The sequence below is a fragment of the uncultured Fibrobacter sp. genome, from assembly GCF_946062555.1.
Taxonomy (GTDB): Bacteria; Fibrobacterota; Fibrobacteria; order Fibrobacterales; family Fibrobacteraceae; genus Fibrobacter.
In genome coordinates, this window is sequence record NZ_CAMGVQ010000057.1 from 1 (window position 1) to 22042 (window position 22042).

A 22042-nucleotide genomic window follows, 5' to 3' on the forward strand; every position below is an offset into this window, starting at 1 on the left:
AGGGCAGGGCCCGCATATGAAGAACCACCGGCTATGCCGGTGGGTTCCTTTTTTAATATTTGCTCATACCTCAAAGTACCGAAGGCACGACCTCGTGCCTCTAGCGCTTAGCGTGTACTTGTTACACCTGCGGAAGCTGGGCGAGGCTCTTCGCGATGTCTTCATCCGTCGGGATGTAATCGTTCATTTCGCCGTCGTTGAACTTCTGGTAGGCCACCATGTCGAAGTAACCCGTGCCGGTGAGACCGAATACGATGTTCTTGGCCTGGCCGCTTTCCTTGCACTTGAGGGCTTCGTCGATCGTCGCGCGGATGGCGTGGCTGGATTCCGGAGCCGGGAGAATGCCTTCGGTCTGGGCGAAGAGCTTGGCGGCTTCGAATACCTTGGTCTGTTCCACGGACGTTGCGCGCATGAGGCCCTGATCGTAGAGTTCAGAGAGGACGGTGCTCATGCCATGGTAACGCAGGCCACCAGCGTGGTTGGCTGACGGCATGAAGCTGGAGCCGAGAGTGTACATCTTGGCGAGCGGGCAAACACGACCGGTATCGCAGAAGTCGTAGGCGTACTTACCGCGAGTGAGGCTCGGGCAGCTTGCCGGTTCCACGGCGAGAATATCGTAGTCGGCTTCGCCACGGAGTTTTTCGCCAACGAACGGGCTAATAAGGCCACCGAGGTTAGAGCCACCGCCGGCGCAACCGATAATGAGGTCGGCCTTCACGCCAAGTTTGTCGAGGGCAGCCTTTGTCTCGAGACCGATCACGGACTGGTGCAGCAGCACCTGGTTCAGCACGGAACCGAGAACGTAGCGGTAACCCGGCTGCTTCACGGCTGCTTCCACGGCTTCGGAAATGGCGCAACCGAGGCTACCCGTGGTGCCCGGGAATTCGGCGTTGATCTTCTTGCCGATTTCGGTGTTCATAGAAGGAGACGGAGTCACAGATGCACCATAAGTGCGCATGACTTCGCGGCGGAAGGGTTTCTGGTCATAAGAAACCTTCACCATGTAAACCTGGCAGTCCAGTCCGAAGAAGGCGCTGGACATCGAAAGAGCCGTGCCCCACTGGCCTGCACCCGTTTCAGTCGTCACGCCCTTGAGGCCCTGCTTCTTGGCGTAGTAAGCCTGAGCGATGGCGGAGTTGAGCTTGTGAGAACCCGAGGTGTTGTTTCCTTCGAACTTGTAGTAGATGTGAGCCGGAGTGCCGAGTGCCTGTTCCAGGAAGTAAGCGCGAACGAGCGGCGACGGACGGTACATCTTGTAGAAAGTACGGATGTCTTCAGGGATTTCGATGTAAGGAGTGTCGTTATCGAGTTCCTGCTTGATGAGTTCATCGCAGAAAACCGGCTGGAGGTCTTCGAAAGTCACCGGCTTGCCGGTACCCGGATTCAGGAGCGGAGCGGGCTTCTTCTTCATGTCGGCACGGACGTTGTACCATGCCTTCGGGAGTTCGTCTTCTTTAAGGTAAGTCTTGACCTGACCTTCAATCTTGAGCGAGTTTCTCATACTAATTCCTTTTTTGCAGCCTGCTTGGGGCGAAAACATATTTTTGCCACAACAATATAAAAAAAGTTTGTCGTAAAATGAGTTTGTCTACGCCGATATAGTCTAAAATGGAATAGTTGACATAAAAAAATTTTTTAGTATATTGAAAGTATGGCTATAAATCATACACTATTCACAGGGCAGACGGAACCGGCAGGGGAGGTCCGCGTGTTGCATACTGGAGAGGGTGCAAAACCACTCCCGGTCCATAGTGGCAAAAAGTTCATTCGCCTGCATACGCACCGAAAGCCTAAAGTAAAATCCGTGAGCAAGGATCCGTAACCTTTTACGGAACATGCTAATCAACGAAACCCTTTAACGACGTTGCTGTAAAGCAGCGTCTTTTTGTTCTCTCGGGTGGTGCATCCGGTGCTCTTGCTTGATAAATTCCTTGTCGATATGCGTATAAATTTGTGTGGTGCTGATGTCGGCGTGGCCAAGCAGTTCCTGCAATACGCGCAGGTCCATGCCCGCCTCGAGACAATGCGTGGCGAAACTGTGCCGGAACGTGTGCGGCGAAACTTGCTTGCTCAGGTGCATGGTATGCTGCTGCACGATTTTCCAGGCTCCCATGCGGCTCATAGGCTTGCCTCGGGAATTTAAAATTATGTTGTCCGTAGTCGGGTGCGTGAGCGGGCGGCCGAGTTCAATCCAGGCTTTTAGATTCTCTTTCGCCTTGCTGCCGAGTGGAACCAGGCGCTGCTTGTTTCCCTTGCCGATCGGCGTGAGCCATTCGTTGTCGATGTCCATCTGCGAAAGCTTGATGCCGAGCGTCTCTGAAATGCGGAGCCCTGCGCTGTACATAAGCTCGAAAAGAGCCGTGTCGCGCAGCGGGTTCTTGCCGTTTGCGGCACTCTCGAACACGCTGTCGATTTCTTCGCGGGTGAGGTATTGCGGCAGGTAATGGCCCAGTTTCGGACGTTCAAGCATCGATTCGGAGCTGTAGTTATACTCGCCCTGGTTCTGCATGTATTTGAGGAATCCGCGCAGGCTCGAAAAATGCCTCGCGATGGAGGTGGGGGAGTATTCCTCTTGACCGGCGGTAAGCGTCAGGAATTCGTCCAGCTTTTCGGGGGTGAGCTCCTTGAGGTCCAGACCGATTTCATCGAGCCAGGCTACAAAATGCCGCAGGTCTTCCTGGTAGCTCTGGATGGTGGCGGGCGAAAGGTTCCGTTCCACTCCCAAGAAGGCTAGGTAACTGTCCATGCGGTTCGAATTAAGGCTCATGGTAATAATATAGAACTTAGAGCTTAGAGCCTAGAACTTGGAATTAGATTTTTTTGAAAAAATGCGTTTTTACCCCTTGACAGGGAATTTTTTTTATTCTATAATTGTGCGCGTCCAAGCGACAATGGATGATTAGCTCAGTTGGTAGAGCAGCTGACTCTTAATCAGCGGGTCGCAGGTTCGACCCCTGCATCATCCACTAAAAACCGTTTCCACCCCGAGACGGTTTTTTCTTATATGTCATGTTTTTCGCAGGTCTCTTTTGGCGATGTGTTTGTAAGTTTTCTTGTTGACATTTTGTAAGAAAATTCTATCTTATAAGACAATATAGAGTTGTTTAAGAGGATTTTTCGATAATGAAGATTGTTTTGCCTGTCGCTGGAAACGGACTTCGCTTACGCCCTTTTACAGAAAATGTACCAAAGTGTTTGCTCCCCGTTGCCGGAAAGACTATTCTGGATTGGATTGTTGAAAAATCGCTTGAACTTAAGCCTTCTGAAACCATTTTCATTACAGGCTACAAGGCCGAAGTTGTGGACCAATTCCTGACCAAGCGTTCTGCGTGGGGCAAAACCCGCACGGTTCTCCAGAGCAATCCCCAGGGCCTGGGCGAAGCGGTCAGCCTCGCACTTCCATTCGTGGATGACGACGAACCGGTGCTGATTATTTTGGGCGACACCCTCTTCGAAGCTGATCTTTCCATCTTGAACGATGTTGACCAGAACGTCCTCTACACTTATAAGGTCGAAGATCCGCGTCGCTTTGGCGTGGCCGTCACCGATTCTACGGGCTGCATTAAACGCCTTGTCGAAAAGCCTCAGGAATTTATTTCGGACGAAGCGATTGTCGGCATTTACTACATCAAGGATACCAAGGTCCTTAAGGAAAGCCTTAAGTACTTGATGGACAACAACATCCGTACCAAGAACGAGTTCCAGCTCACGGACGCCCTCGAAATGATGATCGAGAAGGGATGCCGCTTCCGTACTGCCCCCGTAAGCAAGTGGCTGGACTGCGGCCTTGCCGAAACGCTCCTCGAAACCAATGCCCATGTACTCAAAGGTTACGACAATTCGTCTTCGGTGAACCTCCCTGGCGTCAAGTTGGTAGCCCCCTGCCATATCGGCAAGAATGTGAAAATCGTGAACAGCACCATCGGTCCGAATGTGTCGGTGGGGGATGGTTGCGTCGTTGAGAATAGTACCCTGAAGAATGCTGTCCTTTGGGATGGCGTCAAGGTCGAAGGTCGCACGCTCGATAATGTGATTGTACACGAGTAGCCCTGCTGCTCAGACCCCTATTTTTCTAAATTTAAACCTGTAAAACAATCTTTTTTACAGGTCTTTTTTTATGTGGAAAATTAAAGGAGCTATCCGTTACTTCCTATCCATCCTTGCAATGACTTTTGTGCAGATGGGAGTGTTCATCTACGCCCAAAAGATTCTCTCGGGGTCGTTTACCAATGTTGAATCGGGGCAGACCTGGCAAGCTTTCATGCTGCAGATTTTCTTCCTGGCACCATACATTCTGATGGTGTTTTTCGCAGGTTTTTTCACCAACAAGTTTTCCAAGAACAAGGTGCTGGCGTGGTCGGCTCTGACCATGACACTCTTTGTGATTGCCCAGTCGGTGCTAGTAACCTGCAACTGCCCGCGCGTGGCGTTCTGGCTTTCGATAGGGCTCAGCTGCGGCTTTGCGGTTCACAGTGCGGCCAAGTACGGTATCCTTAAGGAGATGTTCGGGGTCCGTAACCTGAGTTTTGCGAATGCGTTCTTGCAGATTTTTGGCCTGGGTGGCATTATTTGCGCCTCGTGGCTTGCCGTGGTGGGCGTGAACCTGATTAACCTGGAATCGCTGCAGTCGTACGCCGCCGTGCACCGCATTACATCGGAGTCTATCGTTATCCCGTGGATTTTGTCCGGCGTAGGTGTCCTTGGTACGGTAGCCAGTTTCATGGTTCCGAAGGTCAAGTACGAAAACCCGAACGTGAACATTTCGAATGTTAAAAAGCACTTGAGTCTCGGCTGGCGTGTGCCGACATTGCGTGCCTCGATTATCGCCCTTTCGATGTTCTGGGCCTTGGCGCAGGTGTTCGTGCTGATGTACCAGGATGTGTCGGGAACGAATGAAATCGATACGATTCAGAATTATCTTGCTTTTACGATAGTGGGTTTGATGGTGGGGTCGGTCATTGCGGCCACCAAGTCTCGCGACTTTATTGAAACCGGCTTTATTCCGATGGGGATGATCGGCGTGTCTGTGTGCATGTTCCTGGTGCCGTTCTTTGTGCATCCGTTTGCGCTGGTGGTGTTGTATTCTCTGACCGGTATTTTTGGCGGACTTTTCTTGGTGCCGGTAAATGCGCTGTTGCAGTACAACACGCGTCCGAACAATTCCGGGTCGGTGCTTGCGCTTGCAAACATGATCCAGGCGCTGGTGCTCATTGCCTTCTTGTTCCTGTTCTCGATGATGGTGCACTATACCGACATTCGTCCGCAGCATTATTTCTTGGGCCTTGCGATTGTTTCGATGCTTGTCTTCGTCTGGACGATTTCGAATTTGCCGCAGGCGCTTTTGCGTACGATGCTCAAGCTCGTGTTCAACCGCTACCGTATTCGCGTGTTGGGCGTGCAGAACATCCCGAACGAAGGGCCGGTGCTCTTGGTCGGTAACCATCATAGCTTTATCGACTGGGCGATGCTCCAGATGGCCTCTCCGCGTCCGCTCTGCATTGCAAGCAACAAGGACCATTTTGAACGCTGGTACCTGCGCTCCGTGTTGAAGCGCCTTGGCATGATCCGTATCGACAACAACAACCCCAAGGAGGCTATGGATAAGATTCACGAGGCTCTCCTTGCCGGTAAGGCGGTCGTGATTTTCCCGACGGGCGAAGTGTCCAAGTCGCCGCATGTGGAACCTTTCACGATAGACTATTCGTCGGCTATTGACGAGACGGATGCGGTTATTGTTCCTTTCTACATTCAGGGACTCTGGGGATCCAACTTCAGTTACAGCGGCTCCGACATGTACGGTGCGTCTGCGGATCGTGCGGTAACGGTTGCTTTCGGCAAGGCGATTCCTGCCACTACACCTCCTAACGAGGTCCGAGCTATTATCCGTAAGATTTCGATCGATGCCTGGAAGTACGCCGTCAAGTTTGTCCGCCCGATTGCGGCCTCCTGGATTCGTACCTGCAAGCGTTACGTAAAGAATGGTCCGGCAATCTACAATACCGATGGGGGGCATTTCTCGGGCTATAAGCTGATGGGTGCAGTGATGGCGTTCCGCGGACTTTTGAGGAAAAAGCTCGGCAAGGACGAACAAAATATCGGTATCATGCTCCCGCCTTCTCCGGCAGGCGTTATCGTGAACCTGGTGCTCTGGGTCATGGGCAAGACGAACGTGAACCTGAACTATACCTCTTCTGTAGACAATGTAAAGTTCTGCTGCGAAAAGGCGGATGTATCGACGGTCATTTCGAGTAGGCAATTTATCCAAAAACTGAAGGGTCGCGGAAACGATTATTCGCAGGTGGCTTCAGATAAGGTGCGTATCCTTTATGCTGAAGACCTGATGAAGGAAATTCCGAAGGCAAAGATTGCAGCCCTGTTGTTCCTGTGCATTATGATGCCGTCGTGGCTGATCCGTTTTGTGTTCTGCAAGCGTACGAGCCTTGACGATACGGCCGTGATTGTGTTCAGTTCCGGTTCTGAAGGTACCCCGAAGGGTATTCTCCTTTCGCACCGTAACTTGATGGGCAATATCCAGCAGCTGGCCTGTATCATTAACGTGAGCCGCGGCGACGTGATGCTTTCGGAACTTCCGCTGTTCCATAGCTTCGGCCTTACGGTGACGACGCTCTTGAACCTCACGGAAGGTTGCCCGATCGTAGCTGTGGCAGACCCGACCGACGTGAAGACGATGGCGCGCGTTTGTTCTGAATTCCACGTGACCTGCCTGGTGGCGACGCCGACCTTCTTGCGAGCCTTTACGGTGAGCCGCTATGTGCATCCGCTCGTGTTCAAGTACGTGCGTATGATTATTGCCGGTGCCGAAGCCTTGCGCCCGGAACTGGCGACGGCATTCCGCCTTAAGTTCGGTAAGGAAATCTACGAAGGTTACGGCTGTACCGAAACAGCTCCGGTGGCCTCGGTGAATACCGAAAATACGCTGCGCAACGACTATATGACGCTCCAGGTGAACAATAAGCCCGGAACCGTTGGTCCGGCTCTCCCTGGAACGCAGTTCCTGATTGTGGACCCCGAAACGAATATTCCGCTCCCGACAGGCGAGGCGGGCATGATTCTGATCGGCGGCTGCCAGGTGATGCAGGGGTACCTCAAGGACCAGGAACGAACCGATAGCGTTATCGTAAAAATTGACGGCATCCGCTATTACCGTACGGGCGATAAGGGTTACCTCGACGAAGATGGATTCCTTACGATCGTTGACCGTTACAGCCGCTTTGCAAAGCTCGGTGGCGAAATGATCAGTCTCGGAGCTGTCGAAAAGAAAATTCAGGATACGCCGGTGCTGGAAGGTTGCGATTACCTGGTGACGACGATTCCGGATTCCGCGAAGGGCGAAAAGATTGTGCTCCTGTACCAGGGTGAAAAGGATCCGAAGGATGTGCTTTCGGAATTGCGCGCAAGCGGATTCCCGCCGATTATGCTTCCGTCGCTTGCTTTCGCGGTCGAAAAGGTGCCGAAACTTGGTACCGGCAAGGCTGACTTTACCACGGCAAAGAAAGTTGCCAAGGAACTGGCTGGAGTAAAATGAACAATGTGTAGTGTGTCATGTGAAATGACTAATTACACACCTCACACTAGTAAAAGCCTATGACTGAAGAAAAAGAGATCCGTGGACTGACTCCTGTGCGTACGGTTCGAGTGATTTCGACGCTGGTTGCCCTGATGGGCATGGTTTTCCTGCTGATGCAGCGCGTGCTGTCGGCGGTCCTACAGATGGCGACCGATGGATTGAACCTCGGGCTTGCGCGCTACAACACCTTTACCGGGCGTATGGCGCTCCAGAATTTTCCTGAAGACCGTCAGCTTTTTAAACTCCTCAAGGATGTCCAGTCGATTCTTCCGAGTGCTGAAATGGCCTTGACTGTGTTTATGGTTGTTGCGATTGTGCTACTTGCGGTGGCGCTGGTGGGGCTTGCTTTGCCGCGTCCTTATGTACATGTGCTGGTGGCCTTGAAAATCCTCAAGTGGAAAACAGGCGATGCCGATGAAGTCGAAGACGCGTCCCTCCGCGATATCTTGGAGAAAATTGGGGACGTCCCGCTCAAGAAGCTTGCGATTCCGTTTGGAATCGTGATTGCAATCGTAGTTGTTTCCCTTGTCGTTTATAATTGCCACGACAAAATCAAGGCTGCTTCGGTTGACGGTGCGATTGATGAATTGCAGCAGCAGGCGGCAACTTATATCAGCGCGCAGCGTTCCTATTTTGCCCAGAAAAAGGTTGTCGGTGGAGCCAAGGCCTTGCAGCTGCCCGATTCCCTTTCGACGGATGCATTTACATACAAGATTACCGGCTCGCGATTCTTGGCGACATCCAAGGTTCCGCTTGGAGATTGCCCTGCCGGAACCAAGTGGTACGTGAGTGCTTCAGTGAAGGGAGTCTTTGAAAAGGAATTGCAGCTTTACCGTGCTCTTCCGAAGGATTCCGCCTGCGCTAAGCTGACTCCTGAATTCAAAAAAATAGGCCGAAAGTAACTTATTTGCTGCCGCGCAGCTTTTGTCCCGCCTTGAGCGGTGCACCGGGTTTCAGCTTGTTGATGCGGCAGAGCGATTCAATTGAAATATTGAACCAGTTGGCGACATCCCCTTGGGAGTCGCCTTTTTTGACGATGTAATAGTTGTTGTCGCGGAGCTTTGCTTGAATTTTTCGGTGGGCCGCCGTCGCTTTTTTTTTCGAGAATTGGTCTACACCGTCTTTGAGACTCCAGTGGGGAAAATCAATAATGGTGCAGGGATCGATATTGACTTCTCCGTAGCGGATTTCAAAATGCAGATGCGCCGCCGAAGATCTTCCGGAATTGCCTGCGAGTCCGACGATGTCGCCCGGAAAAACTTCGTCGCCGACCTTGAGAAGCCGCTTGGACAGGTGGGCGTAGAGAGTCTCGATTCCGTTCGGGTGCTTGATGAGTACGTAGTTGCCGTAACCGCCCTTATTGTAGCGTGACATGGTGACGATTCCCGGATATGCGGCGACGACGGGTTCATCTTTAATGACATTTACGTCGACGCCCCGGTGCAGGCGGTGGCTACGGATTCCGTAAGGGGAACCGACGAGAGCCTCGTGAGTGATAGGAAGGAGCATCGTGGAAAAGTCGAAGAATTCGCCGTTGTTACCGCTTTTGCTAGACTCGGCTTGCTTCGGGGCGGCCTTTTTTACGTCGTTTGGCTTTGTGTTGGAAACCTGTTCGTTAGCTGGTCCTGATGCGTGTTCGTTATTGACTGAATCAGGTGCGCTAGCTTGTTCGAGACTGTCCTGAGGTGAGGGCTGTTGGGGATTTTCTGGTACCGTTGCACGACGCGGAGACTTCTTGGTTTCCACGATTTCGTATTCGACTCCCTGCTTTTCATATAGGAGCGCCTTGGTGAAGGCTTTGGGATCGTCCGCCTTGATCTTTATTTTTTTTGATTTTTTTTCGGAGGTTTTCTTCGTTTTTTTATTGTCGCTTTTCTTGGCTTTGCTGGATTTCTTGGAAGATTTCTTTTCCGATTTAGAGGTGGTCTTGCTCGATGTCTTGTGGGAATCCTTGACGCTGGAATTACTCTTGGCTTCGGCGGGGTCACATAGGCAAATGGTTGCCACGATGATTGCAACAAGGAGACTGGTCCATTTATGTGTTGCCGGAAACGCCATTTTGCGGTTTATTTAAGGAAGGCAAAGAAAACGGCCGCGATAATGCAGGCGAAGGCCACGATGTGGTTCCAGTGCAGAGCTTCGTTATTGAATACCGTTGTCGCGATGACGGTAAACACCGTTAACGAAATGGCTTCCTGGATGATTTTAAGCTGCATCAGGGTGAAGGGACCGCCATTGATGCTGCTACCGATGACGTTTGCCGGAACGGCGATGCAGTATTCAAAGAAGGCGATTCCCCAAGAGGCCACGATTACGAGAAATAGCGGCCAGTCGGTGCTGATGTGCATTTCCTTGAGCTTGAGGTTTCCGTACCAGGCGAAAGTCATGAATACATTGGAACAGCAAAGGAGGAGGATGGTAAAAATGCCGGCTTTCATGATGTAGTAGACAGTAGTCCGTGGTTGGTGGTTAGTGATTAGCTCGCAAACGGTAGGGCTTTCCGGTGCTCATCTGGTAGGCGAGGCGGACACGGACTTGTTCCAGGTATTGGATGTACTTTTCGCTTTGGTAGTCGCGGTATGTCCAGTCGAAGGCGTGAAAGTGCCCGTCCTGGAAGTATAGCGTGGGTTCCACGAAAATACCGCGTTGCATGTAAACGCGTTGACGCTGGTCCTTGGTGGTCGCCAAGAAAAATTGCCCGAGCGTCATATAGCCGGGGTCCAGGTTCACGGGGCGAAGACCGGGCGTGCCGTTTTGCCTTGCGATTTCAAGTTCGATGTCATTGCTCCACAGCTTGATGTCGACGATGCTTTCTCGTTCCACCAGCGTCTCGTAGCTGAAAAAGGCACGCACGGGGGCGTTCCCGATTTCTTCTTTATAGTAATTGGTGAAGGTAAACGGGAACGGCGGGAGCGCAAGATCCTCTTCGCCAAAGCGGTTTCGGAGTGTTTCGCGTACAGCCTCGACCGCCTGGGAATCCTTCGCGAGAATCCCTACGATTATCTTGACCTTGGCTGGTGTCCTAAGTTCACCCATGGGCGGAAATTTAGAAAAAGGTGAACGCCGCGGCAAAGCAGTTATGCTTTGACATGGCTGAGCCGCAATAAATGCACTCTGAAGGAGTGCCATTTAGAAAAAAAAGACGAGAGAACGGACAGTCGGTCCTACAGACGAAAGACGAAAGAATTATTTTTGGAAAATATGATTATAAAGCATCTCGCATTCTACATTCTTGTTCTCTCTTCTCTCGTCTCTACACTCTCGTCTAAGTCCTTTGCCAAGGCTCCTCGTGTGGTTCCTGAAATTTTAGATTCCATTCCGCACGAACAGTCCCATTTTACACAGGGTTTGTTTTTTGACGGCAAGGAACTGATTGAAACTACTGGCCAATATGGACAGTCGGGACTTTATCGCCGCACGATGGATGGCAAAATTCTCGATTCGGCAAAACTTTCCGAACGTTATTTTGGCGAAGGCTCTATAGCTGTTGGCGATGACATTTTTTACCTGACGTGGAAATCCAAGAAAGCTTTCATTTATAGTCGCAAACCGTTTGCCCTCAAAGGGGAATTCCGCATTCCGACAGAAGGATGGGGGCTCACTTATTGGAGAAATGCTCTCCTTATGAGTAACGGCAGCAGTGAACTTTTGCAAATCCAGCTGGGAGGCTTTAACGTATTCGGAGCTATTACAGTCACGGACGGCGGCCGCCCCTTGAAATTGTTGAACGAACTCGAAATTGTGGGTGACACTTTGTACGCAAATATCTGGCAGACATCCGTCATTGCGGTCATTTCGCTCCCAAGCGGAAAGGTGGTCCGTTATCTGGATTTTAGCCGGAAGGTGATGGATCTCCAGCGCAAATATCCGAATATAGATGTGTTGAACGGCATCGCCTATGACGGCAAGAATCTTTGGATTACCGGCAAGAACTGGCCTTATCTTTATAAGTTGAAATAGAAAAAGCTGATGCCGGATCTGGGTCCGGCATGACATTTTGCGACTAATTCTTAAAGCTCCAGACGATTCCGTAGGCGAAGCGCAGCCCTTCGGGGGTGTATCCGCTTGCGGGCATATAAATGCTGTGGTTGAAGTTCTCGATGCGGGTGTAGAGTTCGAAGGTCAATATCTGCATACGGGCCTCGAAATCGAGCGCCAGATACTTCTTCATGAGTTCCAGTTCGGGATTTCCGTTTTCGTCAATGGTGCAATCGTAGCGTTCGCCGAACCATTGCCAGTCTACGCGTACACTTACGCCGAGTCGGTCCGAAACGAATCGGTTCTGCCAATGAATGGAACCCTTGTAGTAAAGTTCCGGCGTGTCGAGGAGCTTGCGGCTACGGTCAAGAGTCTCGCCGCGTTCCAGATAGAATTTCCAGTTGCCGAGCCTGAATCCCACTTGCAAAAGCCAGTCGAGGCTGTTCACATTGTCGATGTTGGTCCAGGTGTAGACTTCTTCGAGTGTGTTGGTTGTATCGACATGTCCCCATTTCACCCAGCGTGGCTTAATCAGGTTGTCAACGTTTTCGTAGCGTAGCCCGAGACCGTAAAAGACTTCTCGTTGCTGGTATCCCAAGTTGAAAATGTAGCGATCGCGTTCTTCGAATTTGAGGTTCTTCCGGTGGAAGGCGAGGCGTCCCGTTTCATCGATACGGATTTGTGCGACATCGGGGAACTTGTTGTCGTGACGGAAGGCGACATTGGCACGTAAATGGTAAGGTAGAAAGGCCAGGACGTCTGCGGAGTAGGCGGGGGCGTAATCCACGGAGTCGCGCACAGAGCTGTTGCGTTGCATACCGGTCTGGGTGCGGAAAAGGAGCCTGTTCCATAAGGTATCTGAAAGCTGCAGGTAACCAGTTTCGCGATCCTGGAAATAACTTTTCGTGGTATTGTTGTCGCCAGTATGGTCCGTATTCACGATTTCGTACTTGAACTTGATTGCCGGATTCAAGAAGGTGTGGTAGGTGATTCCGAAATTGCCGAGCATCGTCTCGTAAGTGGTCAACTTGAGTGTATCGTAGTAAAGCGTGTCGCTCTTTTCGATACCGAGCGAGTCAACGTAGTCATGCGTGCCTCTAAAAATGTGGGGGAGGGAATCTTCTTCGATTTCGTGCGTCGTATAGGTAAAGTCAGTCGAAAGCGTCAGTTTCTTTATCGGGTAAAATTCAAGTCCCGCCCCATAACCGATTGTATGGATTTCGATTCCGTACGGGTCGGTCTGGAAGGTTCGAACGGCCTTGTCGAGGGTGTCGAGAAGTACCTTGTGGTTGGAGTTGTCCGCATTTTCGAGATTTAGGTAATTCATCTTGATGAACGCCTTGCCGAAGCCGAATCGCCAGGTGAGAATCGGCTGGATGTGCATACTGTTCATCGCGATGTTGCGGCCACCGAACGGTATCTGCGTGGAGTCGCGGCCCAGGGCGAAGTAGGGCGAATGGGTCACGTTCTGGTAGCTGTATTCCTTGGACTCAACGTCGGAGTGGCTCGCAAGTCCGAATTCAAGTGAAACCGAATCCGTTATAAGACGGCGAAAATCTAGCCGTAGGGCGTTCCCGCTAAAGGCGGGGCGTTCCCAGTTCAGGTCGGTAATGGGCGTATCGACGGGAATGCCTTTGCGTTCTTCAAAGAGGATTCCGTTTTCGCCGTTCAGCCCGAGTGTCGTGGCGTCATAGCCGAGGCGCGTGGTAAAGAGTCCGGCGAGCTTGCTCGGATAGCGACTCTGGATAGAGCCCATGCCCATATGGTCGGGGTCAAGTTCCGGTGCGCCGAGGATCGAGGTTCCGAGAATCCATTCGGATTTCTGTCCTGCAATGTCGTAGGTGCGTTGCATCACTTCGCGGTGCGGAAGCACCCAGCGACCGGCGTCAGTTTCACGCGCGGCAGGATCGATTCCCCAAGGAGTCTGGTAGACAGAGTCTTGCGCTGCCGGCTTCACATACTGGTCTGGCTTTAGCGGTTCAGCAAATAGAGAAATTGCGAAGAAAAGAACAAAGAGCAAAGAACAATGAAAAAAGAAAAATGAACTTTTAGCATTCATTCCACCATTTTTAATTCTTAATTCTTCATTATTCATTGTTTTTTCCAAATCTCTAATTCCTCACACCTCATACCTCAAAGCGGCAAAGCCGCAACCTCATGCCCAACCACTTCCTACTGCCTACTGTCTACTTCCTACTCTCTTTAGTACCATTCCGCTCTCAGTTTTTCGCGGCGTTCGCGTAATGCGTCTACGACGGAGTAAGGCATTTTCATGCAGTTCGGGGGATAGGTTCCCGCTTCGGTGTGGAAGTCCGAACCTCCGGTACCCACAAGTCCGAACTTTTGAGCCATTTCCTTGTACTTGCGCCCAACGGCACCCTTCTGGGCCGGGCTGTAGACTTCGATTCCCTGTACGCCCCATTCCACCATGCTTTCGATGAATTCGTCGCTGAGGCCAGATTTGTAGGGGTGGGCGAGAACGGCGATTCCGCCTGCATTTTCGATAAGTTTGATCGTCTGCTGCGGGTTGAGGCCCTTTTTTTCGACAAAGGCTACGCAGCCGTCGCCAAGGTACTTGGTGAACGCTTCTGAAAAGTTCGAAATGTATTCCTCGTCGACCATGGACATGGCGATGTGCGGGCGTCCGATGACCTTGCCCTTGCAGTAGCTCACGACCTTTTCGTAGGTGATGTCGATTCCAAGGGCGTTCAATTTCTTGATAATCGCTTTGGCTCGCGTGATTCGCTGCTTGGCGAAATCCTGTAGCTCCATGTTCAGTGCGAGGTTTGTCGGGTCGCAGAAATAACCCAGGATATGAATGTCCTTGCCTTCCCATACGGCAGAAATTTCAATGCCCGGGATAATTTCGAGCCCGATTTCCTTGGCGGGTTCAATGGCGAGGTTGTAGCTGTCCAGGTTGTCGTGGTCGGTAATAGAGATGCAACGAAGCCCCTTGCGTTTGCATAGTGCAAGTAGCTCCTCGACAGAAAGGGTGCCGTCCGAGAGCTTGGTGTGCATGTGGAGGTCCGCATACCCGCCGCTTTCGGTGACTATGGTAGAAAACCCTTTCTGCATCACTTGACCTCGTAATATTCTCGGATGAGGGCAGCTTCGCTGGATTTATCCGGATGCAGGCTCAGGTTCAGGAAGGGAAAGCAGTTCTCGCTGACAAAACCGATACGGCAGGGGGCTCCGCTCACCTTGGCCAAATACAGCCTGGGCAAGAAAGCTTCTCCCAGATAAATACAGACCTGGGGGGCGAAATCCTTGATTTTTTGTTCTAATTCAATGAAGGCTGGTTCGTCGTAACGGCATTCGAGGTCGCTGTAGTAGAGGGCTTTGGCGCGTTTGGCGGAAACGACTGCCTGTAGCGATTCGTGGGCGCAGAGTAACGCATTGTTAAAAAAGGCGTCAGGCATCGCGTGCATGAATGCGGCCGACTGTTCCATGTCTCGAGCCAAGAAAAGGAGCGTCTTGGGGTTTCCCTTGAGTGATGCGGGAAAGTCAAATGCTCCGGAATCTTCGCCCGCTTTTTGCAGGAACCAGCGAAATAGAGATTCCTTGCCGCTGAATCTCTTAAAAAAGTAACGAAAACAGTCTTTAAAATATGGGGACGGTTTCACGGGGAAAAATATACTAATTTTGGGGCATGCCGAAACAAAAATTCTATGCGATTAAGACCCCAGATGAAAGTAAAATTGTGATGACCTGGGCGGAATGTGAAAAATTGACCCATGGTGTCAAGGGGGTGCTTTTTAAGTCGTTTGGCTCGAGGGCCGAAGCGGAGGCGTGGATTTCCGGGATGGAAGCTCCGGCACCTTCCGGATTGCGTGTATTTGTGGATGGATCTTTTTCTCCGGGGTTTGCAAAATCGGGTTGGGCGTTCGTGGTGACCGAAAACGATGTGGAAATTGCACGCGGTTCGGGAATTACGGCTTTTGATGCGGAAAGCAGGAATATCGACGGCGAAGTGATGGCTTCTTACCAGGCGATGCGCTGGCTCGATTCGAACGACAAGACGGGGACCATCTGTCATGACTACGAAGGTATTGCTCGCTGGGCCAAGGGAGAATGGCAGGCGAAGAGTAATATCGCAAAACGTTACGTGGCGGCGGCAAAACCTTATCTACATCGAGTCTCGTTCGAGAAGGTGGCCGCACATACGGGCGTCAAGTGGAACGAACTGGTGGACCAGTTGGCGAAAGACGCTATCGCCCGTGCAAGGAAAAAGTGAAACTTTGCATGAACTACTTGGACACAAATTTTTAAGTTGTTAAAAATTTACATTCTTTTGCAAACAGTTGTTTGCAAAAATGCAGATAAATTTGCCTATATTTGATTTTGCCGGCGAACGTCGGCAGAATACATCAATCACTTGATGGCATTCTTTCAGTTAGGGAGTCCCGCCAATTCCTGGGTGCCGGCGGGGCTCTTTCTTGATTTATTTTTTGCGGTCCTGCCAGGTGCTTTCATTGAAAAGCTGCCCATCAGAAAGGCCGTATTTTTCCTGGATGCCCGCTTCGCGGATTGCATCTTCGATAGTGATTTTGCCTAGGATGGCTTGCGTGTAAATGAGCACCTTGCGGCGGACGGTTTCTGCGTCTTCGGTGAGCATTTCGAGGCGGAAGTGGTTTACGCCTGCGCTACGGAGACGGGGGAGCAGCTTTAATGCGGATTGAGGCTTGCCTACAAAGAGTGTATTGCGGCATTCTGCATCGCTCTGCAAGAAATGGCGTTCGCCCTTGTGGTCCAGAATTTCCACCCTGTGCTTAGTGCAAATCTTGCCACATTCGGGGAAGCGACGGCCCGTGGTGAGGGCTCGGGCGAAGGCGCAATATTCCGAATGGAAGGCGGGCATGTACTGGTGCAAGGTGAGCTCGAGGCGCGTTCCGTCGATGTTTTCGAGCAGGTCAAAGAGCTGCGTGCTGTTGAGGTCCCACGAAGGGTGGAGTGTCGAAAGACCTTGTGAAAGGAGCCAGTCGTAACTTGCGCTATTGGCGGCGTTCAGGCTGTAGTCGCCCGTAAGAGGAATGCCGCTTTCCCTGAGGATGGAAAGTGCTCCGAGGTTACGCACCAGCGCAAAGTCCGGGGCCAGACGCAGGATATTCTTGAGGTAATGGCTTTCGCCCGGCTTGTGGATGCGGAGCGTCGCCATGCCCGCCTTGAAGCCGAGTTCGCGGATTTGCTGCAGGGAATCGTCGTATTTGACGCCCCAGTCGAAATCCATGATGACGCGGTCGATGGCGAGGCCTTCGAGGGCGGCGATTTGATCCGGATTGCGGACGAGTACGCTGATAATCGGATGCGTTGTGCCGCCGGCGGATGATATACCGCTGGCGGCTGGTGCGCCGTTGGTAGAGACTCCGGATTTAAATTTGGCGCGGGTCTCGTCCAAGAACTTTTTGCCAGTCTCGGCGCTCGGGTTCAATGGTTTCCATTCGGTGCGCTTTTCGTCGAGTTTTTCGATGACTGCCTGGCGGAGCGTACGGAGAATCTTTCCGGGGATGAACGCGCTGCGGTCCACTTGAATGTCGAGGTGCTTTAACTGGTAGGCGGTCGAACTTAAGGCCGAAAGTTCTTTTTGCGCGAGTTCGCGGATAGCCTTGTCCGCTTCGTTTTTGCTGCGGTTCTCACTGTTGCGCGCCGCTTCGAGTATAAAAACGGCCTCGACTTCGACGGCGTTTTTCGGTGTGTCGTATACGGACATTTTGAGTGCTTCGCCGATTTTACCCGAAAGTGTCATGGTGACCGGCAGGCGCACGAGTTGTTCGCGGTCCGTAAAAGTCTTGCGCAGTTCACGTTCAAGCGCAGGGGAGTCGTTGCGGTAAACTTGCATGCCCACGGCAATCTGGCGGGTGTCGAATTCACGCCCGAATTCAAGCTTTAGGAGCTTGGGGTCGCCGCGCTTTGCATGCGGTAAATGGGTGACTTGCGCGGCGTAGAGGCGACTTCCGACACTTATACCGAGGGAGGCTTTTTCGAACAGGATACCATCCCCTGGGCGCGGGTAGGTGGCGTTTTCGCCGGCATCGGAGATTGCACTGTCGAGACCGACTATGATTTGCCCACGGTCGACCTTTACAACTGTACCGAGGAAAAGGCCGTGGTGGTTACTGAACGTGCCGTCGACGAGTTCCTGGTGGTTGTCTCCTTCCAAAAATCCGGTGGTCAGCCCGCGGCTGAAAAGCACTTCGAGCGGTTCCATGTCCTTTGCATCGAGGCTTGTTCCGTTCAATGCCTTGCGGTAGGCTCGTGAAACGGCTGCCACGTATTCGGGGCTCTTGAGGCGTCCTTCAATCTTGAGTGAATCAACACCGATTTCTTCCAGTTCTTTGAGCTTCGGAAGGGCGCATAAGTCATGGGGGCTGAAGAGATACTGTGCGTCTGTTTCGCGGTATTCCTTGCCGTCTACAAAGATACGGTAGGGAAGTCTGCAACTCTGGGCACACTGGCCGCGGTTCGCGCTGCGGCCGCCGAAGTTCTCGCTGGTGAGGCATTGCCCGGAATAGCTTACACAGAGAGCTCCGTGTATAAAGACTTCCAGTTCCAGGTCTGTCGCTGTCTTGATGCTTGCGATTTCCTTGAGCGAAAGTTCGCGAGCGAGTACCGCTCGGTTGAAACCGATGGATTTGACGGCGTTCACGCTCTCGGCGCTGGCTAGCGTCATCTGTGTGCTTGCGTGGATTTCCTGATTCGGACAAATGGCCCGGATGAGTCTCGCCAGCCCTATGTCTTGAATAATGAACGCGTCCGGCTCCAGGGAAATCAGTTTTTCAAGGAATTCGGGCAGTTCCTGCAGTTCTCGTTCAAAAACAAGGACGTTCATTGCGAGAAAGGTCCGTACCCCGCGGATACGTGCGTAGCGAATCATGTCGCGGACATCTTCAAACGAAAAGTCTTCGGTGCGGCCCCGGGCATTCCAATGAGGAACACCGAAATATACGGCATCGGCGCCGTTGTTGACAGCCGCTTCGAGCATTTCTCGCGTGCCCACGGGCAGCAGAAGTTCCGGCAAGCAATTCCTTGAATCCATAGAACCAAAGATAAAAAAAGAGTGTGCCGCCGGTGAGCTATGAATGACTCGTATTGACGAGTCGTGTTGGCGAGAGAACCTGCATCAGAGTAAGGTATAAGCGGATTTTAGCCGGTTCGGTCTTTTAATAACATAAGGTAAAAGGGAGCTCACTAAGAGCTCCCTTTTACTTTATGGAGGTGAGGGGAGTCGAACCCCTGTCCAAAATCACGTCCATGCACGTTCCTACAAGCGTTCCCTTCGTACTTAAGTTCTCGTCTGATCTACGCCCAAGAAGGTCGGCGCGGACTTTGACCAGCCTAGTGAATCTCGGACTCTAGCCCCAGGCATGCGAGAATCCTATCCCATATTGCGTCCGGACGTACACCCCGATGGGAGCGGAATGAGGCCCGGCGTTGCCGTTAATTAGGCAGCGAGTGCGTAGTTTTCGTCAGCACTTATTTTTTTTCAGACTTTTTTACGAGTGCCCTCGTCTGAGACCTCGGCTTGCAACTAACACTTCGGTAACCCTGTCGAAACCAGAGCACCCCCGGTGCTAAGCACCGGGGGTGCTCTGGTTTTGACCTGTCGATTAAACGCGACCAAGGGGAGCGTTTAAGCCTTTGAGAACGCTATGCGTTCGAAAAGCCCGAAGGGTTCGAATAACGCGAATAGCGTTATTCGAAGCAAACCAAAGCACGTCGGCGCTTACTGTTTATATCAAATATATAAAAATAATTGTCAAATGGAAAGATGATATTTTTTGACCTGTCGATTAAACGCGACCAAGGAAAGTAAAAGCTTTTGATACATCTGACATCTTGTGGATGATTTAGAGTATATTTTAGCTTTTAGGGGTGACCCCTAGGCGAGAGGGAAGCGTATTTTCTATATTTGATTTTATGAGAAATATTGTTACTTTGTTTGCAATCTTGTTGGCCGCCGTATTCATTTTTTCGCTTTCTGCTTGCGCCGATGAAGCAGCCGAGGCCGAAATGAACCGCTTGAAGGCTGAAAATGCGGTGCTCCAGGGTCAGGTGGATTCGCTTCAGAAAAACTTGGATTCGCTGACCGCCTACGGCGATTCGGTCAAAAAATCGCTCGAAAAGCTCGATATGCACCTCTAACCGCCCTAGGTAGTTCAGAAGTCGGAATTCTGATTTCAGAACTGATTTGGATAATAAGATTGAATTTTCAGCTCTAATAACTCTGAATTCTGAACTCCGAAATCCGAATTTTCTTATATTTGCGCCCGTGGCTCACCATGGTCTGCTGCCGCGGCAGCGACCCCTTAATGTTTCGCTGGCCCAATTTGCCCGAAACCTTATCGCCGTCAAGCCTCTCAGGAGGCGCTAGTAAGATGGCTTTAAGCACACACAAACACGAACCAGCCACACCGCCTGCGGGTTTATTTCCAGCCTGCACCTGCGGTCAACCCTTACTTATGAGGTGCCCCGAATGGAATACATCGCACTCGCACTCTCACTCGTTGCAGTGATTCTGTGCATCGTTATCCTCACGAAGGTTAACAAGCTCCTTACCATGCTTCGTACCCCGATTTTCAAGAAGCTCACCCCGGACATGAACTTGAAGCCGGCTTCCCGTCGCCCGATCAGCGCACAGGAAATGGCTCAGCGCGGTGAACGCAAGGAAAATCGCCAGAACAACAATGGCAAGGACCGTCCTGCTAAGGAAAATCGCGACAACCGCGCTGCCGACAAACAGCAGCAGCCCGCTCGTGACCGTAATGAACAGCGTGACCGTGGCAACCGCCGCGATCGTCGCGACCGCCGCGAAGGCCGCCGCGAACAGAACGTTGAAGCTCAGAACGTAGCTGCCGAAGCCCAGGCTCCCGAAGCCGCCCCGGCCGCCGCTCCCGAAGCCCGCCGCCCGCTCGCTCCGCGTATTCCGGTTGAAACTCCGGCCGCTCCTGCCGTCGAAGCCCCGGTTGCTGCCCCTGCAGCACCTGCCGCTGAACCCGCAGTCGAAGCCGTCGAAACCACCTTCGATCCGTCCAAGGTCCGCTACGGCCGCCGCAACGTGATCAAGAAGGCTCCGGAACTCGCCGACGAAGACTAATTGAGCACGCGCTAGCGCGAAATTGAAAGCCTCCGGTCACCGACCGGAGGTTTTCGCTTTTTTCAATGCGAACAAAAATCCCCGGCTCTTGCCGAGGAATTTTTAATTTATATAAAAAGTCCCCGCGCTGGCGGGGACAGATTCTGTCATTCTCGACCCTGGAGCGTGTAGCGCGATAGGGGAGGGAGTCTAGTGCAGCTTTCTGTCGCCTAGAATTCCACGAGGCCCTTGTCGGCGTCGGCCAGAATCACCTTGGTCGCCATACCCACGAACAGGCCGTGACCCACGATACCCACGATGTGTTCCAAGTCGCGGGCGAGCTTGTCCGGGTTCTCGATAATGCCGAACTTGGCGTCTGCGATCAGGTTGCCGCTATCGCTAATCACCGGACCGTCCTTGCCCGGAGCGCCCATACGCACCTTGAGGTCGCCACCGAGCTTCTTCACACGTTCGGTCACCACGGCGATAGCGCCCGGAATGATTTCCAGCGGTACCGCGAACTTTTCGCCGAGCTTGTTCACCTTCTTTCCGCTGTCCGCGATGATCACGTAGTTGTCCGTCATCGAGGCCACAATCTTTTCGAGCAGGTGGGCTGCGCCTCGGCCCTTGATCAAATTGCGCTGGTCGTCGATTTCGTCGGCACCGTCAATCACCATGTCCAGGTGAGAAACTTCGCCCATTTCCTTCAGCGGGATGCCGAGGCTACGGCACTGCAGCGTGGTGCTCCAGCTCGTGCTCACGCCAACCACATGCAGGCCTTCCGTCTTGATACGCTCGGCAAGGCGGTTCACCATGTGGGCGGCGGTGCTACCCGTTCCAAGACCCACGGTCATGCCGTCCTTGATCATATCTGCCGCGCGAACGCCTGCAGCCTTCTTGAGTTCGTCCATCGATGCCATTAGCGCCATCTCCTGTTGTGGTTGTTGTCATCAAAATCTTCGCCGTCGGCCCCGTCGAAGCCGTCGTCAAAATGGTCAAAATCTTCTTCGCGGTCGGGGTAGCCGGTTTCGAGCTCGGTAAAACTCGGCTGGTCAATCGCGACCACCGTCACGTCGAAAGTCAGGTCCTTGCCCGCAAAGGGGTGGTTCCCGTCCACGACCACGGTGTCCTTCTTGATTTCCTTGATCGTGTAAATGCCGTCGGATTCGTCGTCATCGTCCAGGTTCAGCCCGTCCACGAACTCGTCCGCCGTCTCGGGCAGCTGGAATTCGCGCACGTCCTCGTCCATGTACATCTCGAGCTCCATGCCGAGCCAAATTTCGCCCACCTCGCGGAGTTCGTCCTTCGGGACCTCCATCACCAAGTCGGGGCGGTAGGGGCCGTAGCCCTGTTCAAACGGAATATCGACAGTAAAACTTTCATTCAAGTGACGGCCATCCAGCGCG

At 52.3% G+C, this 22042-nt stretch carries 19 protein-coding genes, 1 tRNA gene and 1 other RNA gene; 9 read left to right on the forward strand and 12 right to left on the reverse strand.

The features are described from left to right. Window positions 1–121: 121 nt before the first annotated feature. Window positions 122–1501: a TrpB-like pyridoxal phosphate-dependent enzyme gene (locus Q0P86_RS13460; protein ID WP_295040131.1), complete on the reverse strand. Its 1380-nt coding sequence runs from the start codon at window positions 1499–1501 to the stop codon at window positions 122–124. 150 nt (window positions 1502–1651) lie between these two features. Between Q0P86_RS13460 and Q0P86_RS13465 the strand changes: the two genes are divergently transcribed. Further along, a complete protein-coding gene (locus tag Q0P86_RS13465) occupies window positions 1652–1822 on the forward strand; it encodes a hypothetical protein (protein WP_290994861.1) in 171 nt (56 codons plus the stop codon). A 33-nt stretch (window positions 1823–1855) separates the two neighbouring features. Here the strand turns inward: Q0P86_RS13465 and Q0P86_RS13470 are convergent, their stop codons facing one another. Continuing rightward, complete coding sequence (locus Q0P86_RS13470; protein ID WP_290994863.1) at window positions 1856–2767, reverse strand: tyrosine recombinase; 912 nt, start codon at window positions 2765–2767, stop codon at window positions 1856–1858. Window positions 2768–2893: 126 nt separating this feature from the next. Here Q0P86_RS13470 and Q0P86_RS13475 point away from each other — a divergent pair. The 4 genes from Q0P86_RS13475 to Q0P86_RS13490 all read left to right on the forward strand — a co-directional run bounded on the left by Q0P86_RS13475 (window position 2894) and on the right by Q0P86_RS13490 (window position 8490). Further along, window positions 2894–2966 (forward strand) — tRNA-Lys (locus tag Q0P86_RS13475). Window positions 2967–3123: 157 nt separating this feature from the next. Beyond that, window positions 3124–4047, forward strand: coding sequence for a sugar phosphate nucleotidyltransferase (locus Q0P86_RS13480; protein WP_291025002.1), 924 nt, complete (start codon window positions 3124–3126; stop codon window positions 4045–4047). Between the two features lie 70 nt (window positions 4048–4117). Next, the gene (locus Q0P86_RS13485) at window positions 4118–7546 is read left to right on the forward strand and encodes an MFS transporter (RefSeq protein ID WP_290994867.1); all 3429 of its coding nucleotides are present in this window, start codon (window positions 4118–4120) and stop codon (window positions 7544–7546) included. A gap of 59 nt (window positions 7547–7605) precedes the next feature. Next, window positions 7606–8490, forward strand: a complete 885-nt coding sequence (locus Q0P86_RS13490) for a hypothetical protein (protein WP_295040134.1) — start codon at window positions 7606–7608, stop codon at window positions 8488–8490. A gap of 1 nt (window position 8491) precedes the next feature. Here the strand turns inward: Q0P86_RS13490 and Q0P86_RS13495 are convergent, their stop codons facing one another. The 3 genes from Q0P86_RS13495 to Q0P86_RS13505 are packed head-to-tail and all read right to left on the reverse strand — an operon-like array spanning window position 8492 to window position 10624. Further along, a complete protein-coding gene (locus Q0P86_RS13495) occupies window positions 8492–9646 on the reverse strand; it encodes a M23 family metallopeptidase (protein ID WP_295040136.1) in 1155 nt (384 codons plus the stop codon). Between the two features lie 8 nt (window positions 9647–9654). Next, window positions 9655–10026 (reverse strand): DMT family protein, encoded by a 372-nt coding sequence (locus tag Q0P86_RS13500; RefSeq protein ID WP_295040137.1) that lies wholly within the window; start codon window positions 10024–10026, stop codon window positions 9655–9657. 31 nt (window positions 10027–10057) lie between these two features. Then, window positions 10058–10624, reverse strand: coding sequence for a DUF4416 family protein (locus tag Q0P86_RS13505; RefSeq protein WP_295040139.1), 567 nt, complete (start codon window positions 10622–10624; stop codon window positions 10058–10060). Window positions 10625–10789: 165 nt separating this feature from the next. On the opposite strand from Q0P86_RS13505, the gene Q0P86_RS13510 reads away from it, so the two are divergent. Continuing rightward, on the forward strand, window positions 10790–11548 hold the full coding sequence (locus tag Q0P86_RS13510) for a glutaminyl-peptide cyclotransferase (protein ID WP_295040141.1): 759 nt from the start codon (window positions 10790–10792) through the stop codon (window positions 11546–11548). Between the two features lie 43 nt (window positions 11549–11591). Here the strand turns inward: Q0P86_RS13510 and Q0P86_RS13515 are convergent, their stop codons facing one another. From Q0P86_RS13515 to Q0P86_RS13525, 3 genes are all read right to left on the reverse strand, one after another. After that, window positions 11592–13586: a hypothetical protein gene (locus Q0P86_RS13515; RefSeq protein ID WP_295040143.1), complete on the reverse strand. Its 1995-nt coding sequence runs from the start codon at window positions 13584–13586 to the stop codon at window positions 11592–11594. A 182-nt stretch (window positions 13587–13768) separates the two neighbouring features. Further along, complete coding sequence (locus tag Q0P86_RS13520; protein WP_294114916.1) at window positions 13769–14641, reverse strand: PHP domain-containing protein; 873 nt, start codon at window positions 14639–14641, stop codon at window positions 13769–13771. Continuing rightward, a complete protein-coding gene (locus tag Q0P86_RS13525) occupies window positions 14641–15189 on the reverse strand; it encodes a hypothetical protein (RefSeq protein ID WP_295040146.1) in 549 nt (182 codons plus the stop codon). The genes Q0P86_RS13520 and Q0P86_RS13525 overlap by 1 nt, the downstream gene beginning before the upstream one ends. 26 nt (window positions 15190–15215) lie before the next feature. Here Q0P86_RS13525 and Q0P86_RS13530 point away from each other — a divergent pair, with 26 nt between their 5' ends. Then, window positions 15216–15800, forward strand: a complete 585-nt coding sequence (locus Q0P86_RS13530; protein ID WP_290994886.1) for a ribonuclease H family protein — start codon at window positions 15216–15218, stop codon at window positions 15798–15800. Between the two features lie 207 nt (window positions 15801–16007). Here the strand turns inward: Q0P86_RS13530 and Q0P86_RS13535 are convergent, their stop codons facing one another. Both Q0P86_RS13535 and ssrA read right to left on the reverse strand, forming a co-directional pair. Then, the gene (locus Q0P86_RS13535; protein ID WP_295040148.1) at window positions 16008–18599 is read right to left on the reverse strand and encodes a U32 family peptidase; all 2592 of its coding nucleotides are present in this window, start codon (window positions 18597–18599) and stop codon (window positions 16008–16010) included. A 171-nt stretch (window positions 18600–18770) separates the two neighbouring features. Next, window positions 18771–19130, reverse strand: a transfer-messenger RNA (tmRNA) gene (gene ssrA, locus Q0P86_RS13540). Window positions 19131–19480: 350 nt separating this feature from the next. Here ssrA and Q0P86_RS13545 point away from each other — a divergent pair. Both Q0P86_RS13545 and Q0P86_RS13550 read left to right on the forward strand, forming a co-directional pair. Continuing rightward, window positions 19481–19705: a hypothetical protein gene (locus Q0P86_RS13545; RefSeq protein WP_290994890.1), complete on the forward strand. Its 225-nt coding sequence runs from the start codon at window positions 19481–19483 to the stop codon at window positions 19703–19705. Between the two features lie 331 nt (window positions 19706–20036). Further along, window positions 20037–20657 carry a hypothetical protein gene (locus Q0P86_RS13550; protein ID WP_295040151.1) on the forward strand — a complete coding sequence of 207 codons (621 nt, stop codon included), beginning with the start codon at window positions 20037–20039 and terminating at the stop codon, window positions 20655–20657. A gap of 209 nt (window positions 20658–20866) precedes the next feature. On the opposite strand, the gene rpiA is transcribed toward Q0P86_RS13550, so the two are convergent. Together rpiA and Q0P86_RS13560 are read right to left on the reverse strand one after the other, a co-directional pair. Beyond that, entirely contained in the window at window positions 20867–21556 is a 690-nt protein-coding gene (rpiA, locus tag Q0P86_RS13555; RefSeq protein WP_255369163.1) for a ribose-5-phosphate isomerase RpiA, read from the reverse strand. Then, window positions 21556–22042: peptidylprolyl isomerase (locus Q0P86_RS13560; protein ID WP_295040153.1), on the reverse strand; the 487-nt coding region annotated here is incomplete at its 5' end. The genes Q0P86_RS13560 and rpiA, both read right to left, overlap by 1 nt.

Excerpts from the sequence above, each read along its gene's own strand:
- Q0P86_RS13460 (WP_295040131.1), bottom strand. The coding sequence starts at position 1,501 with ATGAGAAACTCGCTCAAGATTGAAGGTCAGGTCAAGACTTACCTTAAA.
- Q0P86_RS13465 (WP_290994861.1), top strand. The coding sequence starts at position 1,652 with ATGGCTATAAATCATACACTATTCACAGGGCAGACGGAACCGGCAGGG.
- Q0P86_RS13470 (WP_290994863.1), bottom strand. The coding sequence starts at position 2,767 with ATGAGCCTTAATTCGAACCGCATGGACAGTTACCTAGCCTTCTTGGGA.
- Q0P86_RS13480 (WP_291025002.1), top strand. The coding sequence starts at position 3,124 with ATGAAGATTGTTTTGCCTGTCGCTGGAAACGGACTTCGCTTACGCCCT.
- Q0P86_RS13485 (WP_290994867.1), top strand. The coding sequence starts at position 4,118 with ATGTGGAAAATTAAAGGAGCTATCCGTTACTTCCTATCCATCCTTGCA.
- Q0P86_RS13490 (WP_295040134.1), top strand. The coding sequence starts at position 7,606 with ATGACTGAAGAAAAAGAGATCCGTGGACTGACTCCTGTGCGTACGGTT.
- Q0P86_RS13495 (WP_295040136.1), bottom strand. The coding sequence starts at position 9,646 with ATGGCGTTTCCGGCAACACATAAATGGACCAGTCTCCTTGTTGCAATC.
- Q0P86_RS13500 (WP_295040137.1), bottom strand. The coding sequence starts at position 10,026 with ATGAAAGCCGGCATTTTTACCATCCTCCTCCTTTGCTGTTCCAATGTA.
- Q0P86_RS13505 (WP_295040139.1), bottom strand. The coding sequence starts at position 10,624 with ATGGGTGAACTTAGGACACCAGCCAAGGTCAAGATAATCGTAGGGATT.
- Q0P86_RS13510 (WP_295040141.1), top strand. The coding sequence starts at position 10,790 with ATGATTATAAAGCATCTCGCATTCTACATTCTTGTTCTCTCTTCTCTC.
- Q0P86_RS13520 (WP_294114916.1), bottom strand. The coding sequence starts at position 14,641 with ATGCAGAAAGGGTTTTCTACCATAGTCACCGAAAGCGGCGGGTATGCG.
- Q0P86_RS13530 (WP_290994886.1), top strand. The coding sequence starts at position 15,216 with ATGCCGAAACAAAAATTCTATGCGATTAAGACCCCAGATGAAAGTAAA.
- Q0P86_RS13535 (WP_295040148.1), bottom strand. The coding sequence starts at position 18,599 with ATGGATTCAAGGAATTGCTTGCCGGAACTTCTGCTGCCCGTGGGCACG.
- Q0P86_RS13545 (WP_290994890.1), top strand. The coding sequence starts at position 19,481 with ATGAGAAATATTGTTACTTTGTTTGCAATCTTGTTGGCCGCCGTATTC.
- Q0P86_RS13550 (WP_295040151.1), top strand. The coding sequence starts at position 20,037 with ATGGAATACATCGCACTCGCACTCTCACTCGTTGCAGTGATTCTGTGC.
- rpiA (WP_255369163.1), bottom strand. The coding sequence starts at position 21,556 with ATGGCATCGATGGACGAACTCAAGAAGGCTGCAGGCGTTCGCGCGGCA.